12 protein-coding genes are annotated in these 13,198 nt (G+C 58.3%); 7 read left to right on the top strand and 5 right to left on the bottom strand.

The window, feature by feature from the left end:
- Both rlmG and MKR05_RS24235 read right to left on the bottom strand, forming a co-directional pair.
- Positions 1–1,077 (bottom strand): 23S rRNA (guanine(1835)-N(2))-methyltransferase RlmG (gene rlmG, locus MKR05_RS24240; protein WP_284118873.1); only part of this gene is annotated, 1,077 nt, incomplete at its 3' end.
- A gap of 85 nt (positions 1,078–1,162) precedes the next feature.
- Positions 1,163–1,870 carry a B3/4 domain-containing protein gene (locus tag MKR05_RS24235; RefSeq protein WP_065812765.1) on the bottom strand — a complete coding sequence of 236 codons (708 nt, stop codon included), beginning with the start codon at positions 1,868–1,870 and terminating at the stop codon, positions 1,163–1,165.
- Between the two features lie 43 nt (positions 1,871–1,913).
- Here MKR05_RS24235 and MKR05_RS24230 point away from each other — a divergent pair, with 43 nt between their 5' ends.
- The 5 genes from MKR05_RS24230 to sstT all read left to right on the top strand — a co-directional run bounded on the left by MKR05_RS24230 (position 1,914) and on the right by sstT (position 6,858).
- Entirely contained in the window at positions 1,914–2,516 is a 603-nt protein-coding gene (locus tag MKR05_RS24230; RefSeq protein WP_043520967.1) for an XRE family transcriptional regulator, read from the top strand.
- A gap of 19 nt (positions 2,517–2,535) precedes the next feature.
- The gene (locus MKR05_RS24225) at positions 2,536–3,036 is read left to right on the top strand and encodes a M48 family metallopeptidase (RefSeq protein WP_032454156.1); all 501 of its coding nucleotides are present in this window, start codon (positions 2,536–2,538) and stop codon (positions 3,034–3,036) included.
- Between the two features lie 73 nt (positions 3,037–3,109).
- Complete coding sequence (locus MKR05_RS24220) at positions 3,110–4,099, top strand: Gfo/Idh/MocA family protein (RefSeq protein ID WP_065812766.1); 990 nt, start codon at positions 3,110–3,112, stop codon at positions 4,097–4,099.
- 272 nt (positions 4,100–4,371) lie between these two features.
- Positions 4,372–5,343 (top strand): TerC family protein, encoded by a 972-nt coding sequence (locus MKR05_RS24215; RefSeq protein ID WP_004188496.1) that lies wholly within the window; start codon positions 4,372–4,374, stop codon positions 5,341–5,343.
- 267 nt (positions 5,344–5,610) lie between these two features.
- A complete protein-coding gene (gene sstT / locus MKR05_RS24210; protein WP_023291085.1) occupies positions 5,611–6,858 on the top strand; it encodes a serine/threonine transporter SstT in 1,248 nt (415 codons plus the stop codon).
- Between the two features lie 15 nt (positions 6,859–6,873).
- Here sstT and MKR05_RS24205 read toward each other — a convergent pair whose 3' ends face one another.
- The 3 genes from MKR05_RS24205 to uxaC all read right to left on the bottom strand — a co-directional run bounded on the left by MKR05_RS24205 (position 6,874) and on the right by uxaC (position 10,477).
- Entirely contained in the window at positions 6,874–7,428 is a 555-nt protein-coding gene (locus tag MKR05_RS24205; RefSeq protein ID WP_049013415.1) for a YgjV family protein, read from the bottom strand.
- 130 nt (positions 7,429–7,558) lie between these two features.
- Positions 7,559–9,046, bottom strand: a complete 1,488-nt coding sequence (locus tag MKR05_RS24200) for a UxaA family hydrolase (RefSeq protein ID WP_044524824.1) — start codon at positions 9,044–9,046, stop codon at positions 7,559–7,561.
- Positions 9,047–9,064: 18 nt separating this feature from the next.
- Positions 9,065–10,477, bottom strand: a complete 1,413-nt coding sequence (gene uxaC, locus MKR05_RS24195) for a glucuronate isomerase (RefSeq protein ID WP_023291088.1) — start codon at positions 10,475–10,477, stop codon at positions 9,065–9,067.
- A gap of 480 nt (positions 10,478–10,957) precedes the next feature.
- Here uxaC and MKR05_RS24190 point away from each other — a divergent pair, with 480 nt between their 5' ends.
- Positions 10,958–12,259, top strand: a complete 1,302-nt coding sequence (locus tag MKR05_RS24190) for an MFS transporter (RefSeq protein ID WP_023291089.1) — start codon at positions 10,958–10,960, stop codon at positions 12,257–12,259.
- A 130-nt stretch (positions 12,260–12,389) separates the two neighbouring features.
- Positions 12,390–13,166: a transcriptional regulator ExuR gene (gene exuR / locus MKR05_RS24185; RefSeq protein WP_004206120.1), complete on the top strand. Its 777-nt coding sequence runs from the start codon at positions 12,390–12,392 to the stop codon at positions 13,164–13,166.
- The last annotated feature ends 32 nt before the right edge of the window (positions 13,167–13,198 follow it).

The raw sequence follows: 13,198 nt of genomic DNA, 5'->3' as shown, positions 1-13,198 counted from the left end.
CGCAATCGTCGTGCAGTTACCAAAAGCGCGCTTCAGCTTACGGAAGTAGTCGAGATGACGGTTGCCGACGACGTACAGCTCGCCGCCGTATTTCAGGCTGCGGCGGGCGTCGTTAAACATCTGCCAGGCGATATGGTCGGTAATGGCGTGCTGCTGGTGGAACGGCGGATTGCACAGGATCGCCGTAAAGCGGTCCGGCTCAATGCCGGAGAGCGAGTTGTTGACCATAAATTCACAACGGTCAATATCGTCCGGCAGGTTGTGCTCAACGTTCAACCGGCTGGAAGCCACCGCCATGTGCGACTCATCGGTGAACATCACGCGGGCATGGGGGTTCTGCGCCAGCGCCTGCAGGCCTATCACTCCGTTGCCGCAGCCGAGATCGGCGATCTCGCCTTCTAAATCAGACGGTAAATGCTGCAGGAAGAAGCGCGCGCCGATATCCAGACCGCTGCGGGCAAAGACGTTGGCATGGTTGTGGATGGTCCACGGCGTGCCGTCCAGCTTCCAGCTGTAGGTTTGCGGCGCATCGGCAAGCTCAGGGGCGGTGAAAACGCAGTGGATCAGACGCGCTTTTTTCCACGCCAGCGAGGTGGTGGTGGTGCCGAGGATTTTTTCAAACAGCGCCAGCGTCGAGTTATGCACATCGCGCGCTTTCGCCGCGGCGATAATGCGGGTTTTCGGCGTCACCACTGCGCGCAGGGCGCGCAGCTGCTGTTCCAGCAGCGCCAGCTGCTTTGGCACCTTAATCAGCACCAGCGCCGGCCCGGCCGGCAGCGGGCTCAGGCTATCCTGAAAACGCACACTCTCTTCATCAATGCCGTTCATCCGCAGGTTGTGGCGGGTCGCCAGCTCGGAGATGAAGGAGTCGTTGATGCTCACCGGGTTGCGTTCCGCCAGCGCGCAGGCGAGCGCGCCGAAGCCGTCGTTGAAGATAAGCGTCAGGCCGTCGACGTCATTCACCTGTTGCAGCAGATATTCATCCGCCGCTTCCCACGCCTGAAGCGCTTCTTCTTCAGCGTTAGGTGGGAACCGCTCTAATGTGAATAACTCACCGTTTAACTCTGCCTGGCTCATCGCCTCTCCGCCTCCGGAATAGTAAAACCCGCGAGTTTATACGCAAATCCTGTCCAGTTGAAGAGAGATCGCTGATCATCGCCGCTCAGCGTAGATCGCCCTCGTCATCGGCTCGCAGCAGCGTTATCGAGGCGCGGGCGCCGGGCATCAGCTGCTGCAGATAGCCTACCAGCCGCTCTCCCGCCTCATGCAGGGCCGACAACGGCATCGCCGGCAGGCTTTCGAGAATAAACCACATCGTCTGCGCGCCGCTGTCCAGCCGGGTGCGTACGCCCTGCCGCCAGTTCCAGCGTCGGCAGGTTACGCCTATATCATCCCGCCAGATGACTTCGCCCGGCTCCGGATATTCCACCACCGGCTCTGCCGATTTTAGCGTATCGAATGGCTCATCGCCGCGGGCAATGGCCAGCCGCGGTTCGCCACGGTAGGCGGCCAGATTTTCCCCACCGACCGGGATGGCATAGCGAATGCTGATCGCGTTGTAGATATCCACCACCGGATCGATGGCCGGCAGGCTCCCCTCCTTCAGCACCCGCTTGCGCAGCGCCTGCGCCGAACAGGGGGTACGTTTCGCCTTCGCGCCGAAGGCGCTGAACACTTCATCCCATGCCGCCAGGTGCGCTTGCGCCCAGGGCACATCATCCTGCTGCACCGCCAGGCAGGCCTCGGCCAGCGCCTGTTCCGCGACGGCGGGATTGGCCACCGGCGCGCTCTCCACCACAATACTTAATGCCCGAAAGCCCGGCGCCAGGCGGCTGACCGCAGATTCGATTGACGGCGTTACGCTACGCATTCGATAATCCTGTAATGACCAATTTGTTTCATCATAGTGACCAATGAACGTAAAAGTCAATATAACGACCGATTCAGGATCTGATGTCGACCAAGTAAGTCGCGCCGTCGCCACGCGGCTGAAGGCCTACCGTAAAGCGAAAAAAATGTCGCTGGACGAGCTGTCGCGCCGGGCCAGCATCAGCAAAGGCATGCTGGTCGAGATGGAAAAAGAGGCCGCCAACCCCAGCATTGCGATCCTCTGCAAACTCGCCGCCGCGCTGGGCGTCTCGGTGGCGGATATTGTCAATGTGGCTAGCGAACCCGCGTTGCATATTATTCCCGCCGAGCAGATCCCCACCCTCTGGCAAGGCCCGCTGGGGGGCAGCGCCAGGCTCCTCGCCGGCACCGCCGGGCCGAATATGATTGAGCTGTGGCGCTGGGAGATGCAGCCCGGCGAAGCCTTTACCTCGCCCGGCCATCCGGCGACGACCTTCGAGCTGCTGCACGTGGAAGCCGGCGCGCTGACGCTGACGCTTGGCGAGACCTGCCGCACGGTGGCGGCCGGGGAATCCGCGGTGGCCCGTACCGAAACAGAGCACGGGTACCGGAATGCGGGGCCCGCGCCGCTGGTCTTTACCATGACCGTGGCTGAACTGCCCTCCTGACAGACATAATGATAAGACGATGACAAAACTCATTTATTTACAGGGCTATCCTGAATCGCTGCTGGCGCAGGTGACCACGTTAATCGAGCAAAACCGCCTTGGAGAGGTGCTGCAAAAGCGCTATCCGCATGGGCACGACGTGAACAGCGATAAAGCGCTATATCAGTACACCCAGGATTTGAAAAACCGCTTTCTGCGCGGCGCGGCGCCGATCAACAAAGTGATGTATGACAGTAAGATCCACGTGCTGAACAATGCGCTCGGCCTGCATACCGCCATTTCCCGCGTTCAGGGCGGCAAGCTGAAAGCCAAAGCGGAGATTCGCGTGGCGACGGTATTTCGCGACGCGCCGGAGGACTTTTTGCGGATGATCGTGGTCCATGAACTGGCGCATCTGAAAGAGAAGGAGCACAACAAAGCCTTCTACCAGCTGTGCTGCCATATGGAGCCGCAGTACCATCAGCTGGAGTTCGACACCCGCCTGTGGCTGACGCACCTTTCGTTAAATCGTTCTGCGTAGTCACGCACTGGTTTTGTCATGGGGGCATGATAGAGTGACGACAGGTTCCCTTTAATGGAGTTCGTCACCGTTTATGATACGTTTCGCAGTTGTTGGCACAAACTGGATCACTAAGCAGTTTGTCGATGCCGCCCATGAAACCGGCAAATATAAACTTACCGCCATCTACTCCCGCAGCCTCGAACAGGCGCAAGCCTTCGCCAATGACTATCCGGTCGAGCATCTGTTTACCTCGCTGGAGTCGCTGGCGCAAAGCGACGCCATTGACGCGGTATATATCGCCAGCCCGAACTCCCTGCACTTCCCGCAGACGCGGCTGTTCCTGAGCCACAAAAAGCACGTCATTTGCGAAAAACCGCTGGCGTCGAATCTGCAGGAGGTCGAGGCGGCCATCGCGGTGGCGAAAGCCAACAACGTGGTGCTGTTTGAAGCCTTCAAAACCGCCAGCCTGCCCAACTTTCTGCTGCTGAAGGAAACCCTCGGCAAAGTGGGTAAACTGCGTAAAGCCTTCATTAACTACTGCCAGTACTCTTCGCGCTACCAGCGCTACCTCGACGGCGAAAACCCCAACACCTTTAATCCGGCGTTCTCCAACGGGTCGATTATGGATATCGGCTTCTATTGCCTGGCGTCCGCTGTGGCGCTGTGGGGCGAACCGCGGGCCGTTCATGCCACCGCCAGCCTGCTGGACAGCGGCGTGGACGCCCAGGGCACCGTGGTGCTGAGCTACGGCGACTTCGACGTGACGCTGCATCATTCCAAGGTGAGCGACTCGGCGATCCCCAGTGAAATTCAGGGCGAAGACGGCGTATTAGTGATCGAAAAAATCTCCGAGTGCCAGAAGCTGGCGTTTGTGCCGCGCGGCGGCAAAGCCCAGGACCTGACGCAGCCGCAGCATATCAATACTATGCTGTACGAGGCGGAGACCTTCGCGCGGCTGGTGGAAACAGAGGATGTCGACCATCCGGGCCTGGCAGTGAGCCGTATCACGGCGAAACTGTCGAGCGAAATTCGTCGCCAGACCGGGGTGATGTTCCCGGCCGATACGCAGCCGCTGGCGTAAAAGAGTGTAAAGGCCCGTCTGGCCGCCATTGACGAAAACCGCCCCGTGACATATTTTGTTACGAGCAAAGGGGAGTAACTTCCTTGCCGGCCGATCGTCATTACGATGCGTGTAACACCGCATCCGGTCGCCGGGCAATTACCAAAGCCCATCGCGATGAACTTTGGTTGTTGTAAGTGAGACCTTGCCGGAAGGCGAGGTCTATGCATAAAAGCGCAGCGGCTGCCGTCTTCCGACGTCAGCCGTTTTTGTTTTTATGTAAGGAATATCAAATGAATACTGTCGGCACGCCGTTGCTATGGGGTGGATTCGCTGTCGTCGTCGCGATCATGTTGGCGATCGACTTGCTGCTTCAGGGACGACGCGGTTCGCATAGCATGACCATGAAGCAGGCCGCTGGCTGGTCTATCCTCTGGGTCACACTTTCTCTGTTGTTTAACGCCGCGTTCTGGTGGTATCTGGTGCAAACCCAGGGCCGCGCCGTCGCCGATCCGCAGGCCCTGGCCTTCCTCACCGGCTATCTGATTGAAAAAGCGCTGGCGGTCGATAACGTCTTCGTCTGGCTGATGCTGTTCAGCTACTTCGCCGTGCCGCCTGCTCTGCAGCGCCGGGTGCTGGTGTATGGCGTCCTCGGGGCGATTGTTCTGCGCACCATTATGATCTTCGCCGGTAGCTGGCTTATCTCCCAGTTCGACTGGCTGCTGTACGTCTTCGGCGCCTTCCTGCTGTTTACCGGCGTGAAGATGGCGCTGGCGAAAGAGGACGATTCCGGCATCGGCGACAAACCGCTGGTGCGCTGGATCCGCAGCCATCTGCGAATGACCGATAAAATCGAGAGCGAGCGCTTCTTCACCCGTAAAAACGGGGTGCTGTTCGCCACGCCGCTGCTGCTGGTGTTGATTCTGGTCGAGCTGAGCGATGTGATATTCGCCGTCGACAGTATCCCGGCGATCTTCGCGGTCACCACCGACCCGTTTATCGTGCTGACCTCGAACCTGTTTGCCATTCTTGGCCTGCGCGCCATGTACTTCCTGCTGGCGGGGGTCGCTGAGCGCTTCTCAATGCTCAAATATGGCCTGTCGGTGATCCTGGTGTTTATTGGCGTGAAGATGCTGATCGTCGATTTCTACCATATCCCGGTCGCCATCTCGCTGGGGGTCGTGGGTGGTATCCTGACCGTCACGCTGTTGATTAACGCCTGGGTCAACAAGCAGCACGACAAGCAGCGCAAACTGCCTGAGTAACCTGCCTGGCGCGCCGTCGGCCCCCGCTGGCGGCGCGGTAATCGGCTATAGCAAACCTTCTCGTAACGATAATGCCTGCTCATGTCACAATTATGTTGCTACATAGTTAAAAAATAAGATCCAGATTAAAATCACAGTATTTTGCGCTTCCCGCCCGTCATTCTTTCCGTATACTCGACTATGCAAACATATACTTACATCCTGACATAAACGTAACAAATAATACGTGGCTGGGATGGCTTGCTACATCACTGGAAGGAATGAATTATGACCACACGCACTCCCTCATCAGGGTGGCTTTCCCGCCTGGCACAAGGCAGCCTGGTGAAACAAATTTTAGTCGGCCTGGTACTTGGCGTGCTGCTGGCGCTGGTCTCTAAGCCTGCGGCCATCGCCGTCGGCCTGCTGGGGACCCTGTTCGTCGGCGCGTTAAAGGCGGTAGCGCCGGTGCTGGTATTGATGCTCGTCATGGCCTCGATCGCCAACCATCAGCACGGACAAAAAACCAGTATCCGCCCCATTCTGTTTCTCTATCTGCTGGGCACCTTCAGCGCGGCGCTGACCGCAGTGTTGTTCAGTTTTGTCTTTCCCTCGACCCTGCACTTAACCACCGCCGCCGACAGCATCACGCCGCCGTCGGGGATTGTTGAGGTGCTGCGCGGCCTGCTAATGAGTATGGTGTCCAACCCGATCGACGCCCTGCTGAACGCCAACTATATCGGTATTCTGGTGTGGGCGGTGGGCCTTGGCTTCGCCCTGCGTCACGGTAACGACACCACTAAAAACCTGATCAACGATGTCTCCCACGCGGTGACCTTTATCGTTAAAGTGGTGATCCGCTTTGCGCCGTTGGGGATCTTCGGTCTGGTCTCTTCCACCCTGGCGACCACCGGTTTTGAAACCCTGTGGGGTTACGCCCAGCTGCTGCTGGTGCTGGTGGGCTGTATGCTGCTGGTAGCGCTGGTGATTAATCCGCTGCTGGTGTTCTGGAAGCTCCGCCGCAACCCCTATCCGCTGGTGCTGACCTGCCTGCGCGAAAGCGGCGTCTACGCGTTTTTCACCCGCAGCTCCGCCGCTAATATTCCGGTGAATATGGCGCTGTGTGAGAAGCTGAACCTGGATCGCGATACCTATTCGGTCTCCATTCCGCTGGGGGCAACCATCAATATGGCGGGCGCGGCAATCACGATCACCGTGCTGACGCTGGCGGCGGTCCATACGCTGAATATTCCGGTGGATCTGCCGACGGCGCTGTTGCTAAGCGTGGTCGCTTCGCTGTGCGCCTGCGGCGCCTCCGGCGTGGCGGGCGGTTCGCTGCTGCTGATCCCGCTGGCCTGTAATATGTTTGGTATTCCGAACGATGTGGCGATGCAGGTGGTTGCCGTCGGCTTTATTATCGGCGTGCTGCAGGATTCTTGCGAAACCGCGCTGAACTCCTCCACCGACGCCCTGTTTACCGCCGCCGCCTGCATGGCGGAAGACGACCAGCTGGCGAAAAACGCCCTGCGTAGCTAATGCCTTTCCCCTCCGCTACCGCGCGGAGGGGCTCTCTTCCTGCACCGCGTTTTCAACCCTGAACGGATCGATACCCCGCTTTTGCATCCGGCGGAAGCGAATAATGTTCAGGCCGTTGACGATCAGGAAGCTGCCTTCAATCAGCGTCCCGCCGATGGAACCCAGCCACAGGTTATGCGTCGCCCAGCAGGCGGTGGAGCACCACATCACGCAGCGGACGGTCAGCCCCTTACAGCGAAACAGCGCCCAGGTGCTGGCGACAGTGCCAATAATCGGCAGCAGCTCCATAGCATGCTGCAGCTTGCCAAGGCCGAGGATCAGCGTCAGCAGGATAAAGATCGTCATCACCCACAGGCTGCGGGTGCGTAGGGAAATGACCGTGCGGAGCGCATTAAGCCCGGCGCTCATCCCGGCAGGCGCGGCGCCCATCAGGAAGAAATGGACGCCGATAACGCCGCTATAGACCGCCAGCTGAAGCCTGAAGCGACGTTCGTCGCGGTTGATAAAGGTGGTAATGCCGATAAGAAAGGCGATGACGCCGACGCCCTGGGCCAGCCAATATGCGGTCATGAAAGCTCCCTGAGAGAAAAAAACAAACGGCGCTTCACAGGCTGAAACGCCGCTGTTGCTTACCCGATGACGCTGCGCTATCAGGCCAATGCGCGATCAACGCCGCCCGGGCGCCAATATGAATGCGCCTTTACAGGGTAACACCGCTTTTAAAGATGGCCAGCTCGCGGAAGTCATTCTGCTCATTACAGGTCGGTTTGCCGTTGGCGAAAGCCACAATGGTGTCCACGAACTCCTCCAGCAGCTGCGGCATCGCTTTGCCGTGGATCAGCTGTCCGGCATCGAAGTCGATCCAGTGCTTTTTCTTTGCCGCCAGCTCGCTGTTGGTGGCGATCTTCACCGTCGGCACAAAGCCGCCGTACGGCGTGCCGCGGCCGGTGCTGAACAGCACCATATGGCAGCCGGCGCCGGCCAGCGCGCTGGTGGCGACAGCATCATTGCCCGGCGCGCTCAGCAAGTTCAGACCATGTACCTTCAGACGCTCGCCGTAGCGCAGGACATCCACCACCTGGCTGGAGCCCGCTTTCTGGGTACAGCCCAGCGACTTATCTTCGAGGGTGGTGATCCCCCCGGCCTTGTTGCCCGGCGAAGGGTTTTCGTAAATAGGCTGGTCGTGAGCGATAAAGTACTGCTTAAAGTCATTGACCATGGTCACCAGCTTGTCGAAGGTCGCTTCGTCGCGGCAGTGGCTCATCAGCAGCTGTTCGGCGCCGAACATCTCCGGCACTTCGGTCAGCACGGTGGTGCCGCCGTTGGCGATCACATAGTCTGAGAAGCGCCCCAGCATCGGGTTAGCGGTGATGCCGGACAGGCCGTCCGACCCACCGCACTCGAGGCCAAACTTCAGCTCGCTCAGCTTGCCCGGCTGACGTTTATCCTGACGCATCACGTCATACAGCTGGTGGAGATGCGCCACCCCCGCCTCCACTTCATCGTCCTGATGCTGACAAACCATAAAGTGCACGCGCTGCGGATCATACTCGCCCAGCGTTTCGCGAAAAGCATCCACCTGGTTGTTTTCACAGCCAAGGCCCACCACCAGCACCGCTCCGGCGTTCGGGTGGCGGACCATATTCTGCAACATGGTGCGGGTGTTGATGTGGTCGTCCCCGAGCTGTGAGCAACCGTAGGTATGGCTGAAGAGATGCACCCCATCGATATCTTCGGCGCCGTTCGCCTCTTTCAGAAAACGGTTCTGCATCTGACGGGCCATGGCGTTGACGCAGCCGACGGTCGGCAGGATCCATAGCTCATTGCGCACCCCGACGTCGCCATTGGCGCGACGATAAATCTGCACTTCGCGATCCGCTGGCTGCGGCGGTTGGGCAACCTGCTCCGGTTGATAGCGATACGCATCAAGGTCGCTGAGATTGGTGCGCGTATTGTGCGCATGGACATGCTCGCCCGGCGCGATATCCGCCAGCGCATGGCCAATCGGCAACCCATACTTAACGACGTTTTCCCCTTTCGCGATAGCGCGCAGTGCAAACTTATGTCCGCGAACGATATCCTGACCGAGGGTGACCGGGTCATTGTCGATCGTCACCACGCTACCGGCCGTCATATCCGCCAGCGCGACCGCGACGTTATCCTGCGAATGGATTTTGATGTATTGCATATCAACCGACCTCTGGTCTTAGTTCAGTTCAATGGCGAAATAGTCACGCGCATTGTTAAAGCAAATGTTTTTCACCATCTCGCCCAGCAGCGCGATATCCGCAGGCGCTTCGCCGGCGGCCACCCAACGGCCGATCATCTGGCACAGAATACGACGGAAGTATTCGTGGCGGGTGTAGGAGAGGAAGCTGCGGCTGTCGGTCAGCATCCCGACAAAGCGGCTCAGCAGGCCGAGCTGCGCCAGCTGGGTCATCTGCCGCTCCATGCCGTCTTTCTGATCGTTGAACCACCAGCCGGAGCCGAACTGCATCTTGCCCGGCATCCCTTCGCCCTGGAAGTTACCGATCATGGTGCCCAGCACTTCGTTATCGCGCGGGTTCAGGCAGTAGAGAATGGTTTTCGGCAGCAGGTTCTCTTCGTTCTGCTTGCTCAGCAGCTTAGACAGCTCTTCAGCCATCGGGCGATCGTTGATCGAGTCAAAGCCAACGTCCGGGCCTAACAGTTTGAACTGACGCAGGTTGTTATTGCGCAGCGCGCCGATGTGGTACTGCTGCACCCAGCCGCGACGGGCATACTCTGCGCCGAGGAACACCAGCACCGCGGTTTTGAACTGCGCCACTTCGCGTTCGCTGAGGGTTTCGCCAGCCAGGCGACGCGCCAGAATGGCGTCCAGCTCGGCGTCAGTCGCTTCCGCAAACAGCACCACGTCCAGGGCGTGGTCGGAGACTTTGCAACCGTGAGCGGCAAAGTGGTCCAGACGTTTGGTCAGCGCGCTTTGCAGGTCCGCAAAACGGCGAATATCGGTGTCGGACACTTCACCCAGCTTAGCCATATAGTCATTGAAGGTCGCCTGCTCGATGTTGAACGCTTTATCCGGGCGCCAGCTCGGTAACACCTTGATATCAAATGAAGTGTCTTTGGCGACAACCGCATGGTGTTCCAGGGAATCAATCGGATCGTCGGTGGTGCCGACCATCTTCACATTCATCTGCTTCATGATCCCGCGGGCGGAGAAAGCGTCCTGCGCCAGTAACGCATTGCACTGGTCCCAGATCTCATCGGCGGTGGAAGGCGACAGCAGCTTACCTGTAATACCAAATGGGCGACGCAGCTCTAAATGGGTCCAGTGGTATAACGGGTTGCCAATCGTGTGAGGCACGGTGGCTGCCCAGGCGTCAAATTTCTCGCGATCGGAGGCATCACCGGTACACAGACGCTCCGGCACGCCGTTGGTGCGCATCGCGCGCCATTTATAGTGATCGCCTTTCAGCCAGATGTCATACAGATTTTTGAAACGGTAATTTTCGGCAACCTGCTGCGGCGGAAGGTGGCAATGGTAGTCGAAAATAGGCTGATCTTTGGCGTAATCGTGGTACAGGCGGCGGGCAAATTCGCTATCGAGTAGAAAATCTTCGGTCATAAACGGTGTCATTCGTGTGTCCTCTTCGCTCCGGAGCGGGAGCCTTTCAGATGATTGACTACAATGCTGACAAAGTTATCACACCAATTTCTACAGACCGAACTGTTTTTCGTGAGTTAGATCAATAAACGCTGATAAAAAAAACCGTCTGCGCGCGGCAAACATCTCGCCAGGGCGCGCCGTATCTGGCTTTCTTCGCCAATCATAAAGACCACACTAACTTTCCCGCTTTTGTGACAGCACTCAACTTTTAAAGTTGTATGACAAGTTATCTTTCTGCCGTCGCAACATATAAACCGACGGAATGCTTTACCGGTGTTTATGGCATCGGCTTATACGGAATGGATACCGACTTTTTACATAACAACTGATGGTAAGGTTCGGGCCAGAGGGGACCGCCCTCCTGAACCCTCCGTTTCGCTTTCCTGACCGCGTATCGCCGTCAGGAGAGGCCGCACCTGGTGCGGAGAAATTACAGACGATGAGGTTTACATGCGTAAAATTAAAGGGTTACGTTGGTACATGATCGCACTGGTGACGCTGGGCACCGTGCTGGGCTACCTGACCCGTAACACCGTGGCGGCGGCCGCGCCGACGCTGATGGAAGAGTTACACATCTCGACCCAACAGTACTCCTATATCATTGCAGCCTATTCCGCTGCCTATACCGTCATGCAGCCTGTCGCAGGTTATGTCCTTGATATTCTGGGGACTAAAGTCGGCTATGCCTTCTTCGCTATCGCCTGGGCGATATTCTGCGGCTCGACCGCCCTCGCCGGCAGTTGGGGCGGACTGGCGCTGGCCCGCGGCGCGGTGGGCGCGGCGGAAGCGGCGATGATCCCCGCCGGGCTGAAAGCCAGCTCCGAATGGTTCCCGGCAAAAGAGCGCTCTATCGCGGTGGGCTACTTCAACGTAGGTTCCTCTATCGGCGCCATGATCGCGCCGCCGCTGGTGGTGTGGGCGATCGTCATGCACAGCTGGCAGATGGCGTTCATTATCTCCGGGGTTCTGAGCTTCGCCTGGGCCATCGCCTGGCTGATCTTCTACAAACACCCGCGCGACCAGAAGAAATTATCTGACGAAGAACGCGACTACATCATTGGCGGCCAGGAGTCTCAACACCAGACCAATAATGCGAAGAAAATGTCGCCGTGGGAGATCCTGCGCAACCGTCAGTTCTGGGGTATCGCCCTGCCGCGCTTCCTCGCCGAGCCGGCCTGGGGGACCTTTAACGCCTGGATCCCGCTGTTCATGTTTAAGGTTTACGGCTTTAACCTGAAAGAGATCGCGATGTTTGCCTGGATGCCGATGCTGTTCGCCGACCTCGGCTGCATCGTCGGTGGATACCTGCCGCCGCTGTTCCAGCGCTGGTTCGGCGTTAACCTGATCGTGTCGCGTAAAATGGTGGTCACCATGGGCGCCCTGCTGATGATTGGCCCGGGGATGATCGGCCTGTTCACCAGCCCGTACGTGGCGATTGCCCTGCTGTGCATCGGCGGGTTTGCTCACCAGGCGCTGTCCGGGGCGCTGATTACCCTCTCTTCCGACGTCTTTGGCCGTAACGAAGTCGCTACCGCCAACGGTCTGACCGGGATGGCCGCCTGGCTGGCGAGCACCATGTTCGCCCTGGTCGTCGGCGCGCTGGCAGACACCATCGGTTTCAGCCCGCTGTTTGCGGTTCTGGCGGTCTTTGACCTGCTGGGCGCGCTGGTCATCTGGACGGTGCTGAAAAACAAACCGGCTGACGATGACACGACGCCGCTTAGCAGCCGCAAACCGGCCACCCAGAGTTAGAGACGCTTATGCTGAGGTGATCGCCTGCCAAGCCGCCTTCTCAGGCGGCTTTTTCATCCCTGCCAGTGGTGGAAATCGCGTAAAAGTGGTATAACAAATCGAATATTGTCGCCATCTTGCGGGAGCGAATATGGAAATCATTGAACCACGCCGTCTTTATCAGCAACTTGCCGCTGAGCTGAAGACGCGCATCGAACAAGGTGTCTACCTTGTAGGGGATAAGCTGCCCGCCGAGCGCTTTATCGCCGATGAAAAAAACGTTAGCCGCACCGTGGTTCGTGAAGCCATTATCATGCTGGAAGTGGAAGGCTATGTCGAAGTCCGCAAAGGGTCGGGCATTCACGTCATCTCCAACCATCCGAAATACCAGCAGGTGGCCGATGAAAGCCTGGAGTTCGCCAACTATGGCCCCTTTGAGCTGCTGCAGGCGCGGCAGCTTATTGAAAGCAATATCGCCGAATTCGCGGCCACTCAGGTGACCAAGCAGGACATCATGAAGCTGATGGAGATTCAGGAGAAAGCGCGCAACGAAAAGTGTTTCCGCGACTCCGAATGGGATCTGCAGTTTCACGTCCAGGTGGCGCTGGCCACGCAGAATAGCGCCCTGGCGGCGATCGTGGAAAAAATGTGGACCCAGCGCGTGCATAACCCGTACTGGAAAAAGCTGCATGAGCATATCGACCTGCGCACCGTCGATAACTGGTGCGACGACCACGATCAGATCCTGAAGGCTCTGCTGCGTAAAGATCCGAACGCCGCCAAACTGGCGATGTGGCAGCATCTGGAAAATACCAAGCAAATGCTGTTTAACGAAACCAGCGACGACTTTGAATTTAATGCCGATCGCTACTTATTTGCCGAAAACCCGGTGGTTCATCTCGATACCGCGGCCAACGGCGCGAAATAAGCCTTTATCTCCCCGGCGCGCGGCCCCTGCGC

The sequence above is a fragment of the Klebsiella sp. K5-204 genome, assembly GCF_030128585.1.
Taxonomy (GTDB): Bacteria; Pseudomonadota; Gammaproteobacteria; order Enterobacterales; family Enterobacteriaceae; genus Klebsiella; species Klebsiella quasipneumoniae.
The sequence above is the reverse complement of the archived record's forward strand: the minus strand, read 5'-3'. Positions and strand labels throughout refer to the sequence as shown.